Genomic DNA, 18,692 nt, shown 5'->3' on the forward strand with positions numbered 1-18,692 from the left:
GCATGCTTATTTACGCTTATTGTTCATGTTGCAAAAAATATGACTGAATGGCAAGTGCTCGGCAGCCCCTCAATCGCTGCTGTCGCACGGCCCGCTGCCATAGGGGCTGAGGCGCCCCGGCGGGTCCACGCGGCGGGCGCTGAAATCGCTGGCCAGGGTAGGTAATGGCCATTCCGCCGTGGCGCTCGCTTCCGTGCCGCTGACGCTGCCCCGCACAGTCAGGACGACGTCCACCCAGGAACCGTAGTTGCGCGGATAGCTGACGGTAACGGTGGCCATGCCCAGCGCGTCGCTCAGGCCGCTGGCGCTGACGGTCAGGGGGATGCCCGGGTCGAGCACGCCATTGCCGTTGCGGTCGTAGGCGGCGTCAAAAATGCCGTTGCGCAAGACGTCCTCGTTGGCGCAGCTGTAGAGGGGCAGGGCCAGGCGCCAGATGCCCGTGTCGGGGAATTCGGGCTTGTCCGCTTGCCATACATAATATCCCTTGGCGTAGCGGCTGGGCCAGGCGGCGGCCGTGATGGCAACGCCGGGCACGGCATTGCCGGCGCTGTCGGACACGAACACGGCAAAGTCCTTCTGCAGCACGCTGGCCGAATGCTCGCGCAGCAGGCTGCCCGTGCCCAGCTTGATCGACAGCGCTTGCCGCGCCACCGTCAGACGTACGAGGGCCGTGGCCGCCGCTTGCGGTGCACCCTCGATGCGGGCCTGGATCAGCACCCCGTCGCGGCCGCTGTCGGCCGGCCCCGCCACATACACGGCGCGCGCCAGGCCGTCGCTGCCCGTCAGCACCCGGCCCGCCTGCCGCAGATAGCCGCCGCTGGGGTCGCTCAAGATGGAAAACAGCACGGGCGCGTTCTTGACCAGGTTGTTGACGGCGCCATCGCGCACGACGGCGCTGATTGTGCTGATACTTGTGCTGATGTTGTCGGCGGGCACGCCATTCCCGGGATTGGCCCGCAGCACCGCCGGGGCCGCTTGCACGGCCAGCTTACTGGCAGGACTCAATGGCGCGATGAATTCCAGCCGCGTCTGCGCCGTGGGTCCGCCTGCCACGGCGGCCGTGACGGTCGCCACGCCCGCGTTGGCCGACTGGATATAGCTGCGCGGCAAGTTGCCATCGCTGAAAATCAGGCTGGCGGGCAAGGCCTGGCTGCAGGCGCTGTCCGCAAACAGGCTGCCGCGCGAGGTCGACAGGCTGGCGCTGCCCGCTTGCGCCACGCCCGCCCTGTCATAGCGCGCGTCGATGGGCTGGCACGCCAGGGTGGCGATCTCGGGCAGCACGTCCGCACCGCTAGCGTCCTGGCCAACGGCCGGGCTCAGGCGCAGGTCGCTGCCGGCTACGGCATACGCTTGCGTGGCGGCGGCGCCCAGGGCGCTGACGGACACGGCATCCTTGCCCAGGCTGCCCGCCGTCAGGCGCAGCACCAGCTGGCCTTGCGCATTGCTGAGCGCCGCGCTCCCATCCTTGACGCGCACGCCGTTGCCGCCACCCGTGCTGTAGGCGATGGCGGCGCCGGCCACGGGCTTGCGCGCCGAGTCGCGCACGGTGACGGTGAGGTCGGCACCCTGGCCCAGCAGCAAGGCGGCCGGCCCCAGCACTTCCACGCTGCTGCCCGTGACGGCCACCGTGCCCTTGCCGCTGCGCGTGCCGACATGCGCCGTCACGGTGATGCTGCGGTTGCTGTTGGCGCCGCCGGTCCCCAGCAAAGCGCGCGCCTGGCCGTTCTTGTCCGTCACGGCGTCGACGCTGCCGAGGATGCCGGAATCGGCGGCAAAAGAAATTTTTGCGTTTGGCAAGGCCAGGTTGGCGCCATCCTTGACGAGGGCCGTGACGGCCACTTCGCTGCCTGCCAGTCCCGCCGAGGCCAGTTCCGTGCTGGAAAACACCAGGTTGACGGCGCTGGCCAGGCTGGCCGGCTCGGGCGGCGTGACCGGCGGAATCACGGGTGGCGTCACGGGCGGGGTGACTGGCGGCTTCACGGGCGGCACGGTGGGCGGCGGGCTGCCGCCGCAGCCTGCCGTGCTGTGCAGAGAGCAGCCGGCGCCGGCCTGGGTATCGGCCGAACCGCCGCCGCAGCCGGCCAGGGAAACGAGGAAGGCCGCCAGCAAGGTAGCAGGCAGCAAAACAGCGGGCAGGTGGCGCGGGTGGCGCAGGCGGGCGAGGGGCACGATGGGTCTCCGGGAGCTGGCCGAGTTGCTCGGCATCACATCCAAGAGTAGCTTTTGCACGCGGCCACTACTTGATGCAAAGCAAGTTTATGCTGTTGACCCCGTCGAACGGGTTTTGCTGGTGCAATGGCCGGCCTTCTGATAACATAACGCCCCTTTATTCAGGGAAGGGTCGACATGGCCAATGCTTGCGGCGTCGATTTCGGCACGTCAAATTCCACGGTAGGCTGGGCACGTCCCGGGCAGAGCACCATGCTCGGCCTGGAAGATGGCAAGACGACCTTACCGTCCGTCGTCTTCTTCAATGCGGAAGACGAGGAAGTCAGTTTTGGCCGCGCGGCGCTGGCCGGCTATCTGGCCGGTTACGAGGGGCGCTTGATGCGCTCGCTGAAAAGCTTGCTGGGTACCAGCCTCATCGATGGCCAGACGGAAGTGGGTGGCCGCGCCTTGCCATTTCGCATGTTGCTGGCGCAATTCATTGGCGAAGTGAAACGCCGCGCCGAGCAGTCCGCCGGCCGCGAATTCTCGTCCGCCGTGTTCGGCCGTCCCGTCTTCTTTATCGACGACAATGCACAAGCCGACCAGCTGGCGCAAGACACGCTGGCCGAAGTAGCGCGCTCCGTCGGTTTCAAGGACGTCGCCTTCCAGTTCGAGCCGATTGCCGCCGCGTTCGACTACGAGTCGCAAATCGACAAGGAAGAACTGGTGCTGATCGCCGACATCGGCGGCGGCACCTCCGACTTTTCGCTGGTGCGGCTGTCGCCGGAACGGGCGAAAAAGACCGAGCGGCGCGACGACATCCTCGCCACCGGCGGCGTGCACATCGGCGGCACGGACTTCGATAAATACCTGAGCCTGTCATCCGTCATGCCCTTGCTCGGTTATGGCAGCCGCCTGCAGAACAATAGCGAAGTGCCATCCAGCTATTATTTCAACCTGGCGACCTGGCACACGATCAACCTGGCGTACACCAAGAAGATCTGGGTGCAGCTGGCCGACGTGTGCCGCGATGCACGTGAGCAAGACAAGATGGGGCGTCTGCAAAAGCTGATCGACGAGCGCGCCGGCCACTGGCTGGCCATGAAAGTGGAAGAGGGCAAGATTGCCCTGTCCGACGCGGCCGAAGTGCAGCTGGAACTGGACCGCCTGTCGCCCGCGCAAAGCCTGTTGCTCAAACGCACGCAGTTCGACGACGCCATCGGCCACTTGTGCGGTTCCGTGGAAGAAACCGTGCTGCGCCTGCTGCGCGACGCGGGCGTGGCGCCGGAAGCCGTCGACACCGTGTTCTTCACGGGCGGCTCCAGCGGCGTGCGCTTGCTGCGCGAAAAGATCGCAGCCCTGGTGCCGGCCGCGCGCAAGGTCGAAGGCGATTTGTTCGGCAGTATCGGCGCGGGCCTGGCGCTGGACGCCGTGCGTAAATTTGGTTGATAAAATGTGCATGGCGGCGTTGCCGCGTCTTGCCGTACTGGTGTACTGTCTGCGACGCGGCGCCTTGCCCTGCGCATTTTATCGATACCCCCACTGTTGCACCCACGAAAGAACGCCCCATGAATGTGTTTGACAAACCGATCGTCATGATCGACTTCGAGACGACCGGTTTATCTCCCGACATGGGCGACCGCATCACGGAAGTGGCGGCGCTGCGCATCGAGGGCGGGCGGATCACGGATCGCTATGTGACCCTGATCAACTGCAATGCGCGCATTCCCTCGTTCATCACGGGCTTGACGGGCATCACGCAGGCGATGGTGGACAAGGCGCCGCCCGTGGCCGAGGTGGTGCCGCAGCTGCTGGATTTTATTGGCAGCGATGCCCTGTCGGCGCACAATGCCAGCTTCGATGAAAAATTCCTGCGCGCGGAAAGCGCCAGGCTGAACCTGACACCGGCGCACCAGTCGCTCGTGTGTTCCCTGAAACTGTCGCGCCGCGTGTTTCCCGGCATGGCCAGCTACAAGCTGGGCTTGTTGTCCAGCCAGCTGGGCATCGCCTTCAAGAGCGCCGCCCACAGGGCCGAGTCCGATGCGGAAGTGGCGGCGCAAGTGCTGATCCATATCGGCCGCCATTTGCGCAGCAGCTATGGCATCGCCGATGTCGACGCGGACTTGCTCGTGTCGCTGAACAAGCTGGCCGCCGCGAAAGTACCGCAATTCCTGCAAAAGCACCCGTCGCGCCGCTGAGCGCCGTTCCCCTCTAAGCAGGCTCATCAAAGCGATATAATTTTGTTATTTCATTTGAGCCTGCTCAAGTCCTTCCCCCGCATCGAATTTAAAATTTAAGCAACACACGATTTCGCCGCCCTGGGCCGCCGTTTTGCGCGTGCTGCCGGCAAGCGCAATGTGGATGGGGGCGCACATGGACAAGCACCATACTGCCAGAGATAGCCATCAGGCGTATATCTGGTTCCGCACGGCGGCCGAGCAGGGCAATGCCTACGCCCAGTTCAACCTGGGATTGATGTACAAGAAGGGCGAAGGCGTGGCGCAGGACGATGCGCGCGCCTTTGTCTGGCTACGCCTGGCCGCGTTGCAAGGGCTGGCCTTCGCGCAGAACCACCTGGGCGCCCTGTATTACCACGGCCGCGGCGTGGCGCAGAGCGACGAGGACGCCGTGCTGTGGTTTCGCCGCGCGGCCGCGCAGGGCGATGCCTCGGCGCAGCAAAACCTGGGGCAGATGTACCGCAAGGGACGGGGCGTACTGCAGAGCGACGAGCTGGCCCTGGCGTGGTTTTACCGCGCCTCCGAACAGGGCGTGGCCAGCGCGCAATCGCTGCTGGGCGAAGCCTATGCGCAAGGGCTGGGGGCGAAAAAGAATGATGCGCTGGCCCTGGCCTGGTTCCGCAAGGCCGCCTTGCAGGGCGATGCGCAGGCGCAGCTGAACCTGGGGCTTGTCTACAAGCGGGGCCAGGGTGTTGTGCAGAGCGACGCGCAGGCGCTGGCCTGGTTCCGCCAGGCCGCCGCCCAGGGCTTGGCCGTGGCGCAGCGGCAACTCGGCGTGGCGTATGCGGAAGGCTTGGGCGTGGCGCCCGACCAGCTGCGCGCCTACGCCTGGTTGCAGCGGGCAGCCGAGCAGGACGACGCCGACGCCCAGTTCAACCTGGGCCTGATGCTGGCGCGCGGCCAGGGCGTGGACAAGGACGAGGCGCGTGCCGTCGTCTGGTACCGGCGTGCCGCCATGCAAGGCCATTGCATGGCGCAATACAATCTGGGCGGCATGTTTGCGGGCGGACGTGGCGTGGGCCGCGACTTGCGCCAGGCACTGGACTGGTACGCCAGGGCGGCGGACCAGGGCGCGTCGAATGCGCAGTTCAACCTGGGCGTGATGTATGCCAACGGCCAGGGCGTGGAGCGAGACGAGGTGTGCGCCGTGCGCTGGTATCGCACGGCCGCCGAGCAGGGCGATGCGAGCGCGCAGAACAACCTGGGTGTCATGTATGCGAACGGCCATGGCGTGCCGCAAGACGACGGCCTGGCCGTGCAATGGTATGCGCGTGCGGCCGGCCAGGGTCATGCTCTGGCGCAATACAACCTGGGCGGCATGTATAACAGCGGGCGCGGCGTGGAGAAGGATCCCGTCTGTGGCTACATGTGGCTGGCACTGGCGGCCGAGGGCGGCGACAGCGGGGCTGCCAGGGCCAGGGAGGCGGCTGGCGCCAGGCTGGAGCCGGCCCAGCTGCAAGAGGCGCAGCAGCGCATGCGGCAATGGCACCAGGTGCGCTTCCCTGCGCTGCCTCCGCGCGACTGAAGCACTGGCACCGTGCGCGCGCGGACGCGTGCTGCATGCGATAATTGCCGGTAAGCATGTCGCGAATGCGGCAAGGTTTTTGGCACAGTGAAAGGTGAACCATGGTAAGGCAGGCAGGCGAGGATGCATCCGAGCAAAAAGTCATCGACGACATCGCCACGCACGGCTGGCATGGCGTGCATATCGGTGCGGATGAAGAAGGTCCCGGCTATGCCTTCACGATAGGTGCTTGCCACAGTTTCGGCCAGCCTGAGTTCCTCATCATGGGCTTGCCGCGCGCCATGGCCCACCAGATACTCGATGTGGCGCTGGACGCCGCGCGCAGCGGCGCCATCATGGATTTCACGGCCACCACGGATGTCTTGCTGGAAGGCCATCAGTGCGCCTTCGTGCGCGTGCCCGTCGAGCAATACCGCAACTATGTCGGCTATGCGCGCTGGTATTACCAGGGCGATGATTTTACGCTGTACCAGATCGTCTGGCCGTCGCGCGATGGCCATTTTCCGTGGCAGGCACAAGCCAGTGCCCAGTATGTGGAGAGCCAGCCCTTGCTGGGGCCGGCGCCGCTGGCCGCATGACGGCAGGCCCCGCCGTCAGCATTGTGACCGGCACGGCGACCGTGTGCGTGTTCGACCCGGCGCTCTTGCGCCACAAGCTGGAAGAGGACTGCGACTGGTGGAGCCTTCCCAGTGCGGAACTGGCGGCCGTGAATGCGGGGCAGGTGGCATTTTTCAACGTGGGCGGCGACGGCGCGTATGAACTTGCCTTGCACGCCGAACTTGCCGAACCGCATGTGGAAGTGCATCTGGCTGTCGTCTCGGGCCGCGTCTTCATCGGTGCCGGGGAGGATGTCACGGGTGGCGGCCTTGAACCGGACACGGCATACGGCGGCCTCTTCGTGGACGTGCCCGTGGGCAGTTACCGCGTGCAGGCGCGCCGCGATGGCGCGCACATCAGCCTGGCATTCGTGCCCGATGCCTGCGGCAGCAATGCGTTTGGCGACCTCGTGCGTATTTGATCGTGCGTCTCCGATTCCCGTTCAGCTTCTGATTCTTGGCCCTGGCTACGCATCCATGCGCGCCACGCCCGCCCCTTGCCGCCGGTCCAGGAACAGGCTGTTGCCGTGGATTTTCTTTGCCTGTTTCTTTGCTTCGGCCGCTTGCGTGGCGATCTGATGGTGCGTGTAGTACTGGTGCGCCTCCACCTTGATGACGCCCAGCGATAGGCTGATCAATGAGTAAAACACTTTCTTGCCTTGCCGGTCTTCGCTGATGTAGCCGCCCCGTTCGCAATCGTTGGTGCTGTAGTAGGCGAGGATGGCGGCCGCGAAGTCGTCCAGCATGGCCTGGCAGCGCGCTTCCCAGTCTTCGCTCTGGAACAAAATCATGAAATCGTCGCCGCCGATGTGGCCGATGAAGTCGCGGTTCGGGTCGCAATGGCTGCTGAGGATTTCTCCCGTCAGCTGGATCACGTCGTCGCCCTTGCGGTAGCCGTACACATCGTTGAAGGGCTTGAAGTGGTCGAGGTCGCAATAGCAGACCCAGAAGCGGCTGCCGCTGTGCAATAAGCGGTCGATATGCTCGTTGATGGGCACGTTGCCGGGCAGTTGCGTCAGCGGGTTGGCATAGCGGGCCGCGTTGATCTGCATCTGCGTGATTTCGCGCATCAGGTCGTGTCCCGTGCCCATGCCCAGGTAGCGGCCGTGTTCGGTAATGATGAAACCGTTGAACAGGTGGTGGGCATCCGACTGCACCATGGTGTAGCTGAGTTCCTGCAAGCTCGTTTCGTGGTCGGCGATCAGGGGCGTGGCATCCATGAACAGGCTGCATGATTTCTTGCCGTACAGTTCACGCTGGTAGGGGCGGGCGAAGTGGTCGATCATTTCGAAGCGGCTGATCAAGCCCAGCGGCACGCCGTCGTCGACGACGGGAATGATCATCAGCTTCGGGTCTTTCAGGAAGATGTCGTACACCTCGTTATTATTTTTCTCAGGCGAAACGGCTATCACCCGGTGCAGCAGCTTGCGGATGCTGGCGCCATTCTTTTCCAGGCTGCTGCGCTGCGGATACACGGCCACGCCATTGCGCCCCAGCGCCTGCACCACTTCCGCCGGCAGGGCCCGTGCCGGCACCGCATTGGGCCGGCCCAGGTGATAGCCTTGTCCGAACGCCACGCCCAGGTCGCGCAAGACCAGCAATTCCGTCTGCGCTTCGATGCCTTCGGCGATCACCAGCGTGCCCGATTTCTCCGCGATTTCCTGGATCGAGCGCACGAATTGCAGTTTCACGGGGTCATTATTGATGCCCTGGATGAAATGCATGTCGATTTTCACGTATTCCGGGCGCAGTTCGGACCACAGGCGCAGGCTGGAAAAGCCTTCGCCCAGGTCGTCGATAGCGATCTGGAAACCCATATTGCGGTAATGCAGCACCGCTTCGCGCATCAGCTCGTAGTCATACGTGGGCTGGTTTTCCGTCAGCTCGATGATGACGCGGTCCGGATTGATGCCGATGTGTTCGATGTATTCCAGGGTTTCGCCATGGCGGGCATTGCGCAGCAGCAGGCATTCGGGGCTGACATTGAGAAACAGCTTGCCCGGCAACTGCAGTTCGGCAAAGCGTTCGAGCACCACTTGCCGGCACAGGTGTTCCACTTCCAGGGTCAGGTCATGCGCGCGCGCCACCTTGAACAGATTCATCGGCGCGTGCAAGGGGCTGTCGGACGGCCCTCGTATCAAGCCTTCGTAACCGATGATGTCGCCGCTGTGCATGTGGATGATGGGCTGGAACAGCGCGCTGAGCTTGCGGCCCGCGATGATCTCATGCAAGGCATCCGTCCCTTCTATGCTCATGGATACCGATGGCGGCTTCAGGTAAGCCACATTCGATGGGACCGCGCCGGGCGGCGCGGCGGTGGCGGTGGGGAGGGCGAGAGTGTGCATAGGCGGATGTGGCGGCACGGCCTCTGGACGGGCCATGAACATGTTGCCGATAGTAAAGAAGATTTATGACAACTTGATGAAACGACTTTGTTTTTGATAATGTTTCTTGCATGAACGTCAGTTTGCCGATTCCGGCGAAAGCGAGATTTATCATGGTCATCCATGGAATTTACCCAAACAAAAGACGGCAAATCCATCCGATAACTGTGCTTTAAAAGTGGCAATCCGCGCTATGATTTCTCTTGGCGAAAGTCAACATAGGCAGCCGTGCTTGAGCGGTATGCTTTCCCCGACATCCAACAATGAGACGACAACCCATGCAATTACGTAGTGCAACCCTCATATTCAGCTTGATGGCCGCCTTCGGTGGCAATGCCCTGGCGCAAAGCGCCGCGATGCCATCGTGCCCGGCCGGCGACGGCGCTGCCGTGACGTATCCTGTCAGCAAAAAAGTCGACCAGCAAGACAGCTATTTCGGCACCACCATCGCCGATCCGTACCGCTGGCTGGAAGACGCCAACAGCGCGGAAACGGGCGAGTGGGTGACGGCGCAAAACAAGCTGACGCAGTCGTACCTGGGTACCATCCCGGAGCGCGCCGCGATCAAGCAGCGCCTGACCAAGCTGTGGAACTATGAGCGTTTCTCTACGCCAACGAAGCAGGGTGGCCGTTACTTCTACAGCCGCAATGACGGCTTGCAGAACCAGGCCGTGCTGTACACGGTGAAAAAATTGACGGACGAGCCCCGTCTGCTGCTCGATCCGAATACCCTGTCCACGGATGGCACGGTGGCGCTGGCCGGCACCTCGATCAGCCCGAACGGCAAGTATTTGGCGTATGCCACGTCGGCTTCCGGTTCCGACTGGAACGAGTGGAAAGTGCGCGACATTGAATCGGGCAAGGATTTGACGGACCACATCAAGTGGGCCAAGTTCTCCGGCGCTTCGTGGACCAAGGACAACACCGGTTTCTTCTACAGCCGCTATGACGCGCCGAACGAAGCAACCAAGCTGGCCGATATCAATTACTTCCAGAAATTGTATTTCCACAAGATCGGCACGCCGCAAAGCGACGACGTGCTGGTCTTCGACCGTCCAGACCAGAAGGAATGGGCGTTTGGCGGCAGCACCGTCAGCGACGATGGCAATTACCTGATCATCACGGCCACGCAAGGCACGGAACGCAAGAACCGCATCTTCTACAAGGACTTGCGCCAGAAGAACGCCAAGGTCGTCGGCTTGCTGGAAGCGTTCGACGCTTCCTACTCCTTCATCGACAATGACGGCCCCGTATTCTTCTTCAAGACGGACAACAAGGCGCCAAAATCGCGCGTGATCGCCATCGATACGCGCAAGCCGCTGCCCTCCGACTGGAAGGAAATCGTGCCGCAAAGCGCGGAAACCCTCGTGGCCGTCAACCTGATCAACAACCAGCTGGTGCTCGATTACTTGAAAGATGCGCAAACGCAGATCAAGATCGTCGACCTGAAGGGCAAGCTGGTGCGTGAAGTGGCCTTGCCTGGCATCGGTTCGGCGGGCGGTTTCGCGGGCAAGCGTGGCGATACGGAAACGTTCTACTCGTTTACCAGCTTCACGACGCCAGCGACCATCTACCGCTACGACATGAAATCGGGCAAGAGCAGCGTGTACCGCCAGCCGAAGGTCGATTTCGACCCGAACGCCTTTGAAACGCGCCAGCAATTCTTCACCAGCCGCGACGGTACCAAGGTACCGATGTTCATCGTCTCGAAAAAAGGCATGAAACTGGACGGCACGAATCCGACCTATCTGTACGGCTATGGCGGCTTCAATATTTCGCTGACGCCGAGCTTCTCCGTGGCTAATCTTGCCTGGGTGGAAATGGGCGGCGTCTACGTGATGGCCAACCTGCGCGGCGGCGGCGAATACGGCGAAGCCTGGCACCAGGCTGGCACCAAGCTGAACAAGCAAAACGTGTTCGACGATTTTATCGGCGCGGCGCAATGGCTGGTGGACAACAAGGTCACCTCGCCATCCAAGCTGGCGATCGGCGGCGGCAGCAATGGCGGCCTGCTGGTGGGCGCAGCCATGACGCAGCGTCCGGACCTGTTCGCCGCGGCGATTCCGCAAGTGGGCGTGCTCGACATGCTGCGCTTCCACAAGTTCACCGTGGGCTGGGGCTGGGTGCCTGACTACGGTTCGTCGGACGATGCCGAGCAGTTCAAGGCGCTGGTGAAATACTCGCCGCTGCACAACCTGAAGGCGGGCGGCTGCTATCCGGCCACCATGATCACGACGGCCGACCATGACGACCGCGTCGTGCCTGCCCATAGCTTCAAGTTCGCCGCCGCCGCCCAGGCGGCGCAAGGCGGCGCGGCACCCGTGCTGATCCGCATCGACAGCAAGGCGGGCCATGGCGCCGGCAAGCCGACGACCAAGCAGATCGAAGAAGTGGCGGATCGCTGGGGCTTCCTCAGCCGTTCGTTGAAGATGACGCCAGTGGTGGCGGAGCCGGCCAAGGTGGCGGCGCAGTAAGCCGGTAGCGGTAGGTCGGATTAGCCCGCAGGGCGTAATCCGACACCACCAGCGCCAACAATGTGTCGGATTACGCGGCCTGCCGCCGCTAATCCGACCTACTCCGACCTGCCTCCGTAATCCTCGCCAGTACCCCCTCCCCAAACACGGCCTGGAACGGCAAATCCTTGCGCTGCGCATAGCCGATATAGCAATCGCATTTGAAGCGCGGGCAGGATTTTTCTTGCAGCATGTCAGCCAGGTCATCCTCATATAAATTCCCCAGCCGCTCCGGCACGAAGTGGCAGCGCGCCAGTTCGCCGTCGCCATCGACGGATAGCGACGTTTCGCCCGCCAGGCACGGTTTGCCGCGCGAGGAAGAGGGGCGGCGGTTGTGCGCGAACCACGGGTCGACGGCGTCTAGCCAGGCCAGGTCTTCCCCGCTGTAGTAGTGGGGACCACGGCGGTCATACGCGTTCAGCCACAGGTACACGTGGGCCGGCAGGGCCGCGCGCAGGGCGCGGATGGCGTCCAGGTGCTCGTTCATCGCCACGACACCGACGGAATAGCGCACGCCCATCGTGTCCAGGCGCGCGCAACGTTCGAGAAAACGGGCCAGTGTCGTCTGGTCCGGGTGGTAGGTGCACCACAGGCCGATTTTTTCCAGACCCTCCATCCCTTGCAGCCAGTTCAGGGGGCCGGACAGATTCGTCTGCAGCGCCACCTGGCGCACGTGGGGTAAAGCCGCCAGCGTCTGCATGGCCGCGCGATAATGGCGCCGCACCAGCGCTTCGCCCCACGGCGTAAACAGGACGCCGATGTCCCGCTTTTGTGCCGCCACCCAGCTGGTAAAACGCGCCACTTCGCGCGCATCGCGTGCCAAGGTGGCGCGGCTGTCGCGCTTCTTGGCAAACGGGCAGTAGCCGCAGGCGTAGTTGCAGCTTGCCAGAGTACCCCGGTACAGCAGGGACAACGTGCCTGGCGGCGTTGTCAGCACGCCTGGCCCTCTTGCGCCATCAGCGCGCGCACCGTGTCGGATGCCAGCCACGGGCCGATGGTGTCGGCGTAGCTGTAGCCCCGGTCGTTCAGGCGCAGCAGGGGGCCGCTTTCTTCCACCAGTTCCAGTGCGTGCAGTTCGGCCAGCTGCGGCAAGTCTGCTTCGCAGCGGCTGCCGAAGCGCGCCGTGTAGGCGTCGCGGTCCAGGCCTGGTTCCGTCAGCAGCGACTGGATCACGTAGCGGCGGCGCTGTTCTTCGCCATCGAGCTGGTAACCGTGTTCGGCCTGCGCGAAGCGCGCCTCGTCCAGCGCCAGGTATTGTTCGATGATGCCGATGGTCTGCGTGCGCGCCACCGCGTATTCGCTCGAATAATGGAGGCTGGCCGTGTAGGAGCGGGCGCCCGCGCCCAGTCCCACCATGCCATCGTTCTGGCAGCAGTACGAGGGGCCGTTCTGTTCCGGTGCATGCGGGGCGCGGAACATGCGCATCGATACCTGCTCATAGCCCTGGGCGCGCAAATGGTCGCGCGCGGCCGCGTACAGGGCCAGGCGGCTGTCGCCGTCGCGTGCCAGCATGATGGGGTTCAGCGTGTCGGCGCCTTTGCGCCGCGCGATCTTGCCGAGGCCCGTCTGTTCGCGCACGTACAGCGGATACAGGTAGATTTCTTCCGGCTGGAAGGCCAGCGCGCTGTCGATGGACGCGAGCAGGCTGGCCACGGTTTGCCCGGCGATGCCGTAGATCAGGTCCAGGTTCAGCGTGGGAAAGCCGGCCGCGCGTATCAGGCCGATGGCGTGGTGCACGGTGGCGTTTTGCTGGGGGCGCGCCAGCGCGCGCATCTCGCCGGCGGCAAAGCTCTGGATGCCCAGGCTGACCCGGTCGATGCCGTGCGCGCGGCATACGGCCAGGCGCTCGGCCGTGATGGTTTCGGGCGACGCCTCGATGCCGGCCGGCGTGTGCTGCAGGTCGATGCCGAGGATGTCGCGCGCGCCGCACAGCAAGGTGTCCAGCTGCGCCGGCGACAGATAGGTAGGGGTCCCGCCACCGAGCGCGAAGCGGGCAAAGCGCCGTTCGCCCAGCGCGCCGGCCAGGGCGCGCATCTGCACCAGCACTTGCTGCACGTAGCGCTCGACCATGTCTGCACCGGGGCGTGCCATGGCGAACAGGTTGCAAAAGCCGCAGCGCATCTCGCAAAACGGGATGTGGATGTAGGCGAAGAGGGCGGAGCGGTCTTGCCGCGCCCACAGGGGCGCAAGCGGCGCCGCCTGTGGCAAGGCGCGATAGGCTGCCTTGTGCGGATACGAATATGAATACGCCTGATAGGGCGTGTGGCGCATGCGCTGCGCCAGGGTGCCAGGTTGTTCGGCTGGGTTCACGGTGGGGATTCCTTGGGAGGTGTATCGGTATCGGTCTCGGGGACGATAAAAAAGTGCGCGTACGGTACCTGCCACACGCTGTCGTGGGCGACCCTGTGGCCCCGGTAGCCGTCTTCGCCATACGCGCTGCCATGGTCCGAACAGACGATGGCAAACGTAGGCGCGCGCGCGGCGCACGCGGTAAACAGGGGCGCCAGCGCGCCATCCACATAGCGCAGGGCCGCCGCATGGCTTTCCATGCAGTCGGCACGGCAGCCGGGCAGGTAGGCGCGGTTCGGCGTGTGCAGGGCGGCCACATTGATGAACAAAAAAGTGCGCTCGTCGCTGGCGGCCAGGCGGGCTATGGCCAGGGCCACCTGCTTTTGCGTCGAATGGCGGCTGGCCACGCCCATGCCGGCGCTCCAGTGGCTTTCCTGGAACAGCGACGGCAGCACCGTGCCCAGCGCCGTCTGTTTATTGAAAAAGCCCACGCCGCCGATGCAGATGGTGCGGTAGCCGCGCGCGGCCAGGGCGGCGGGAAGGTCCGCTTCCTCGAACGCAAACGTGTGCGGCGAGGTGGTTTCGCTGCCGGCAAAAGCGCTGGCGAACAGGCGCGGATGGCGGCCCGGCGCCTCGGGCGTGGGCAAAAAGCCGGCAAAAAAGGCCTGGTGCGCCGCATACGTGAACGTGGCGGGCGAGTGGCGCCGTTCCCAGCCGCCAGGTGGTAAAAAACGTCCCAGCACGGGCAGTTCGCCCGCCTGATGCAGCGCTTGCGCCACGTCAAAGCGCAGGGTGTCGAGCGTGAGGAAGACGATGTCGTGGCTGCCCACGACGGTGCGCATGTCGGGGATGGCTGGTGTGTCTTTAAACATGTGTCAGTTGCGCTATATAGGTGTCCGCGCCTTGCCACAGCAGGCCTGGCAGCAGGTCGCCGAAGGCGTTCGCTTCGAGCACATGGGCCTGGCCCTGGCGCACCACGAGGTCGTAGCCCGTCACGTGGCTCTCGGGAAAGGCGCGCGCGGCCAGGGCGCTGGCCGCTTCCAGCGCCGCCAGGTCGGCTGCGTTCAACAGGCCGGCCGCGTCGCCGCGCCGGTTGTCGAGGTGCAGATTCGTCATCATCCGGTCGCCGATGCGCGCCACCCGGTGCGCGGGCTGGCCGGCCAGGGTCACGACGCGCAAGTCGTAGTGGCTGTCGCCGCAGCGCGGCTTGTTCAGCCATGCCTCCGCGTACAGCTGTTGCGCGGCCAGCGCGTCGACGAGGGCGGCGATGTCGTGCTGCGTCTCGTAACGGGCCATGCGCTTGACGTTGAACAAGCGTATCTGGCCGTCCGCCCGCGATAAGGTTGCAGAGGTGGTGGCTTGCTGGCGGCCAGCTCTATTCCTGCGGTAGGCAACGACGCCCGACGCGGACGAACCGTAGCGCGGTTTCAGGTACACGCGGTCAAGCTGGTGTTCATGCAGCAGCGACTGGAGATGGTCGTAGCCGTGCACGGGGCCGAGCAGGGCGGGAATGGCGATGCCGTGCGCGGCCAGATGGCGCTGGCAAGCCAGCTTGTCCGTCATGAGGGTGATGTCGGCCGGCGCATTGAAGACGCGCGCCTGCGGCAGCTCGGCCAGTTGCGCCGCCAGCGAGGCCATGGCAGAGGCAAAGCCCGCAAACCAGGCATCCATCGCCAGCAGCTCGCCATGCGCGGGCGCCTCGACCGGCGGCCGGCCCAGCCGCCGGCAACCATCATGCAGCAGCCGCAGGTGGGCGGCCGGATCGTCGCCGGGCGGCTCGATCTTGAACAGGCAGGGCTGGCGCAGGGCTTCCTCCAGCAGCGCCGGCCGCGCCAGCCAGTCGCGCCATTCCAGCACTTGCGCGGGCGGCAGGCGCAGTTGCGCGCGCGCCGCCTGCATCAGGCGCACGCGCTTGCTGCCGCCGGTGGCCAGCAAAAGCATCCCTATTTATTCGCCGACGGCGACGTAGCGATAGACTTCGTCGTCGTCCTCGTCGTCTTCCTGCGGATCATCGAGCCTGACCGGGAAGGGCAGGGCCTTGAGTTTTTCCTGGTTCGCTTCCGAGATATAGTGATGCGACAGGTCCATGCGCTTCAGATTGCCCAATTGCGTGCCGTGCAGCAGTGCTTCGGCGCCGACGTCGCCCAGGGTGCCCAGCGACAGATCCAGGGTCTCGACCGTGGCCAGCAGCGGCTCGTTGGCCAGCCAGACGGCCAGTTCGTCGGCGATCTGCGCATCGCGCAAGCCCAGGTAACGCAGGGTTGGCGTGGCCAGTTGCGCCAGTACTTTCTGGTACAGCTCCACGTCGCCCGAGAAGCCGTAGTCCTCCGTGCCCAGCCACAGTTCCAGGTATTCCAGCTTGGGCATGCTCGACTGGGCCAGCGCCTGCGCGATCTTCTGATCGAGGCCGCCGGACTCGATGGTGAACTTGCGCAGGTTCTGGTGCGCGAACGGTTCGATGATCAATTCATTGCCGCCACGGATGCGCAGTTCTTCCAGCTGCGGGAAAGCGTCCAGCAGCGGCTTGTAGCTGCCTTGCACGATCCACGAGATTTCGCATTCCTCGTACGTCATGTCGCCGATGAACAGGGCGCGCAAGTTCGGCAACTGCGGCGCGTGGCTGGCCAGCGCGGCGATCACCTCGTCGGCGCCTGCCTCGTACGGGTCGCCCCACATGCCGATGATCAGCGCTTCAAGCGCATGCTTGTCGGTTTTTTCCAGGAAGCCGGCGATCAGGTCCGGCATCTTGCGCTTGTCGTCATACTCGAGCGAGAGGCGGTAGACGATATCCTGCCCGGATTGCAGCGCAATATCAGGATCGTACTGGACGACCTTTTTTTGGTGGAAGAGGGTGGTGCTTTCGGAAATCGTCATTGCTAAGGCTCCATGAAAGACAGTGAAAATCTTGTCTAATCCAAAATCTTAGCATGGGCGAAAGAGCTTATTGCACACCGCTGAAAAGCAACTATCTATGGATTACCACCAATAAGGCCTTGCCTTCCGTCTTGCCCAGGTTGCGGATGGTATGCGGCTGGTCCGCCGGATAGCGTGCCGTGCCGCCATTCTTGACCTTTTTCTTCGCCGCGCCCACTTCCAGCTCCAGGTTGCCGTGGATCACCGTCAAATGCTCGGTGGTGCCCGGATCGTGCGGTTGCGACGCCAGTTCGCCGCCCGGCGCCAGCGTCACTTCATACCATTCGTATTTGCCGGCCAGTTCCATCGGCCCGAGGATGCGCAGCACGTAGCCCGCGTGGTCGCCGGGCAGGGTGGGGGTTTCGTGGGCGTCCGTGATGCGGATGGTTTCCACGGTTTTTTCCGCGCTGGACAGCAATTCGCCGATCTGCACGCCCAGGGCGTTGGCCAGGCGCCACGTGATGGCGATGGTGGGATTGGCTTTTTCGCGCTCGATCTGCGACAGCATGGACTTCGAGACGCCCGCGATGCGCGACAAATCCTCCAGTGTCAGGCCGCGCGCCAGGCGCAGCCGTTGCAGGGTGGCACCTACTTCAGGGGGAGAATTGGTCGAAACGCTGGTTTTCATCGGCAGGTGGCTTGCAAAGTTCAAAAGGCTTGGGTAATATCCACTATATTGAATTTCAGTTCGAAATAGTGGATTTTGAGGAAAAACACGGAAACGTGTAGACTTCAAACAGCGCTTCACGGTACAGCATACTGCGCGCACCGGTCAAGCGGCCGCTTTTCCCTATGGCGGCTGAGGTCACCCGGATACCACACATGCAACAGGGACACACAAGGATCATCATGAGCGAGCAAGCGAAGAACACCTTTTTCAGCGGTCTGCAACAGAATCTCGATCAACTGCGCCAGCAGGGCTTGTACAAGCCCGAGCGCGTGATCGCCTCGCGCCAGGGCGCCGAAGTGGTGTGCGACGATGGCCGTACCCTGATCAATATGTGTGCGAATAACTACCTTGGCCTGTCCGGCGACCTGCAGACGCAGGAAGCGTCTATTGCCGCCACGCAAAAGTACGGCTACGGCCTGTCGTCCGTGCGCTTCATCTGCGGCACGCAAACCGTGCACAAGGAACTGGAACAGGCGATTTCCGCGTTCCTGGGGACCGAGGACACGATTTTGTACGCGGCGGCCTTTGACGCCAACGGCGGCGTGTTCGAGCCACTGTTCGATGAAAACGACGCCATCATCTCCGATGCGCTGAACCACGCGTCCATCATCGACGGCATCCGCCTGTGCAAGGCTGGCCGCTACCGCTACGCCCATAACGATATGGCCGACCTGGAAGTGCAGCTGAAAGCGGCGATTGCCGCCGGCAAGCGCCATAAGGTCATCGTCACGGACGGCGTGTTCTCGATGGACGGCACGATTGCGCAGCTCGACAAGATCTGCGACCTGGCCGACCAGTACGGCGCGCTGGTGATGATCGACGAATGCCACGCTTCCGGCTTCATGGGCGCGACGGGCCGCGGCACGCACGAACACCACAATGTGATGGGCCGCATCGACATCATCACGGGTACCCTGGGCAAGGCCCTGGGCGGCGCCATGGGCGGCTTCACGTCGGCGCGCAAGGAAGTCATCGACACCCTGCGCCAGAAATCGCGTCCCTACCTGTTCTCGAACACGCTGGCGCCATCGATCGCCGGCGCTTCGCTGTCGGTACTGGAGCGCCTGGCCAAGTCGACGGAACTGCGCGACCGCCTGCATGACAACACGGCTTTCTTCCGCAGCGAGATCGAACGCATCGGCTTCACCATCAAGCCGGGCACCCATCCCGTCGTTCCCGTGATGCTGTTCGACGCGCCCGTGGCGCAGAAGTTCGCCGCCCGCCTGTATGAACTGGGCGTGCTGGTGACGGGCTTCTTCTACCCGGTCGTGCCGATGGGCCAGGCCCGCGTGCGCGTGCAGCTGTCGGCTGCCCACACCCGCGAACAGCTGGTGCAAGTGCTGGCCGCCTTCGAGCAGGCTGGCAAGGAACTCGGTCTGCTGACCACTACCACTACCAATTAACAAGAAATCAGGAT

Annotated in this window: 15 protein-coding genes; 7 read left to right on the plus strand and 8 right to left on the minus strand. The window is 63.8% G+C overall.

Annotation, left to right across the window (positions count from 1 at the left end):
* Positions 1-69 precede the first annotated feature (69 nt).
* On the minus strand, positions 70-2,169 hold the full coding sequence (locus tag O3297_RS06145) for an Ig-like domain-containing protein (protein WP_305048067.1): 2,100 nt from the start codon (positions 2,167-2,169) through the stop codon (positions 70-72).
* Positions 2,170-2,346: 177 nt separating this feature from the next.
* Here O3297_RS06145 and O3297_RS06150 point away from each other — a divergent pair, with 177 nt between their 5' ends.
* From O3297_RS06150 to O3297_RS06170, 5 genes are all read left to right on the plus strand, one after another.
* Positions 2,347-3,597, plus strand: coding sequence for an Hsp70 family protein (locus O3297_RS06150; protein WP_305048068.1), 1,251 nt, complete (start codon positions 2,347-2,349; stop codon positions 3,595-3,597).
* Positions 3,598-3,716: 119 nt separating this feature from the next.
* Positions 3,717-4,346 carry a PolC-type DNA polymerase III gene (locus O3297_RS06155; protein ID WP_170846245.1) on the plus strand — a complete coding sequence of 210 codons (630 nt, stop codon included), beginning with the start codon at positions 3,717-3,719 and terminating at the stop codon, positions 4,344-4,346.
* Between the two features lie 175 nt (positions 4,347-4,521).
* Entirely contained in the window at positions 4,522-5,910 is a 1,389-nt protein-coding gene (locus O3297_RS06160; RefSeq protein ID WP_211549390.1) for a tetratricopeptide repeat protein, read from the plus strand.
* A gap of 101 nt (positions 5,911-6,011) precedes the next feature.
* Positions 6,012-6,488, plus strand: a complete 477-nt coding sequence (locus O3297_RS06165; RefSeq protein WP_211549392.1) for a DUF4262 domain-containing protein — start codon at positions 6,012-6,014, stop codon at positions 6,486-6,488.
* Positions 6,485-6,928: a DUF6386 family protein gene (locus tag O3297_RS06170; RefSeq protein WP_092604776.1), complete on the plus strand. Its 444-nt coding sequence runs from the start codon at positions 6,485-6,487 to the stop codon at positions 6,926-6,928. Before O3297_RS06165 ends, O3297_RS06170 begins: the two co-directional genes overlap by 4 nt.
* Positions 6,929-6,973: 45 nt before the next feature.
* Here the strand turns inward: O3297_RS06170 and O3297_RS06175 are convergent, their stop codons facing one another.
* Positions 6,974-8,761, minus strand: coding sequence for a GGDEF domain-containing protein (locus O3297_RS06175; RefSeq protein WP_305049612.1), 1,788 nt, complete (start codon positions 8,759-8,761; stop codon positions 6,974-6,976).
* Positions 8,762-9,168: 407 nt separating this feature from the next.
* Here O3297_RS06175 and O3297_RS06180 point away from each other — a divergent pair, with 407 nt between their 5' ends.
* Entirely contained in the window at positions 9,169-11,364 is a 2,196-nt protein-coding gene (locus tag O3297_RS06180; RefSeq protein WP_305048069.1) for a prolyl oligopeptidase family protein, read from the plus strand.
* An 88-nt stretch (positions 11,365-11,452) separates the two neighbouring features.
* Here the strand turns inward: O3297_RS06180 and O3297_RS06185 are convergent, their stop codons facing one another.
* From O3297_RS06185 to O3297_RS06210, 6 genes are all read right to left on the minus strand, one after another.
* Entirely contained in the window at positions 11,453-12,340 is an 888-nt protein-coding gene (locus tag O3297_RS06185; protein ID WP_305048070.1) for an STM4011 family radical SAM protein, read from the minus strand.
* Complete coding sequence (locus O3297_RS06190) at positions 12,334-13,713, minus strand: STM4012 family radical SAM protein (RefSeq protein WP_305048071.1); 1,380 nt, start codon at positions 13,711-13,713, stop codon at positions 12,334-12,336. The genes O3297_RS06185 and O3297_RS06190 overlap by 7 nt, the downstream gene beginning before the upstream one ends.
* Complete coding sequence (locus tag O3297_RS06195; protein WP_305048072.1) at positions 13,710-14,564, minus strand: STM4013/SEN3800 family hydrolase; 855 nt, start codon at positions 14,562-14,564, stop codon at positions 13,710-13,712. The genes O3297_RS06190 and O3297_RS06195 overlap by 4 nt, the downstream gene beginning before the upstream one ends.
* Complete coding sequence (locus O3297_RS06200) at positions 14,557-15,633, minus strand: STM4014 family protein (protein WP_305048073.1); 1,077 nt, start codon at positions 15,631-15,633, stop codon at positions 14,557-14,559. Before O3297_RS06200 ends, O3297_RS06195 begins: the two co-directional genes overlap by 8 nt.
* 6 nt (positions 15,634-15,639) lie before the next feature.
* Positions 15,640-16,566, minus strand: a complete 927-nt coding sequence (locus O3297_RS06205; protein ID WP_305048074.1) for an STM4015 family protein — start codon at positions 16,564-16,566, stop codon at positions 15,640-15,642.
* Positions 16,567-16,657: 91 nt separating this feature from the next.
* Positions 16,658-17,233 carry a helix-turn-helix domain-containing protein gene (locus tag O3297_RS06210; protein ID WP_034781438.1) on the minus strand — a complete coding sequence of 192 codons (576 nt, stop codon included), beginning with the start codon at positions 17,231-17,233 and terminating at the stop codon, positions 16,658-16,660.
* Between the two features lie 221 nt (positions 17,234-17,454).
* Between O3297_RS06210 and kbl the strand changes: the two genes are divergently transcribed.
* Positions 17,455-18,678 (plus strand): glycine C-acetyltransferase, encoded by a 1,224-nt coding sequence (kbl, locus tag O3297_RS06215; RefSeq protein WP_046685113.1) that lies wholly within the window; start codon positions 17,455-17,457, stop codon positions 18,676-18,678.
* The last annotated feature ends 14 nt before the right edge of the window (positions 18,679-18,692 follow it).

It is taken from the genome of Janthinobacterium sp. SUN128 (assembly GCF_030587275.1).
GTDB classification, from domain to species: domain Bacteria; phylum Pseudomonadota; class Gammaproteobacteria; order Burkholderiales; family Burkholderiaceae_D; genus Janthinobacterium; species Janthinobacterium lividum.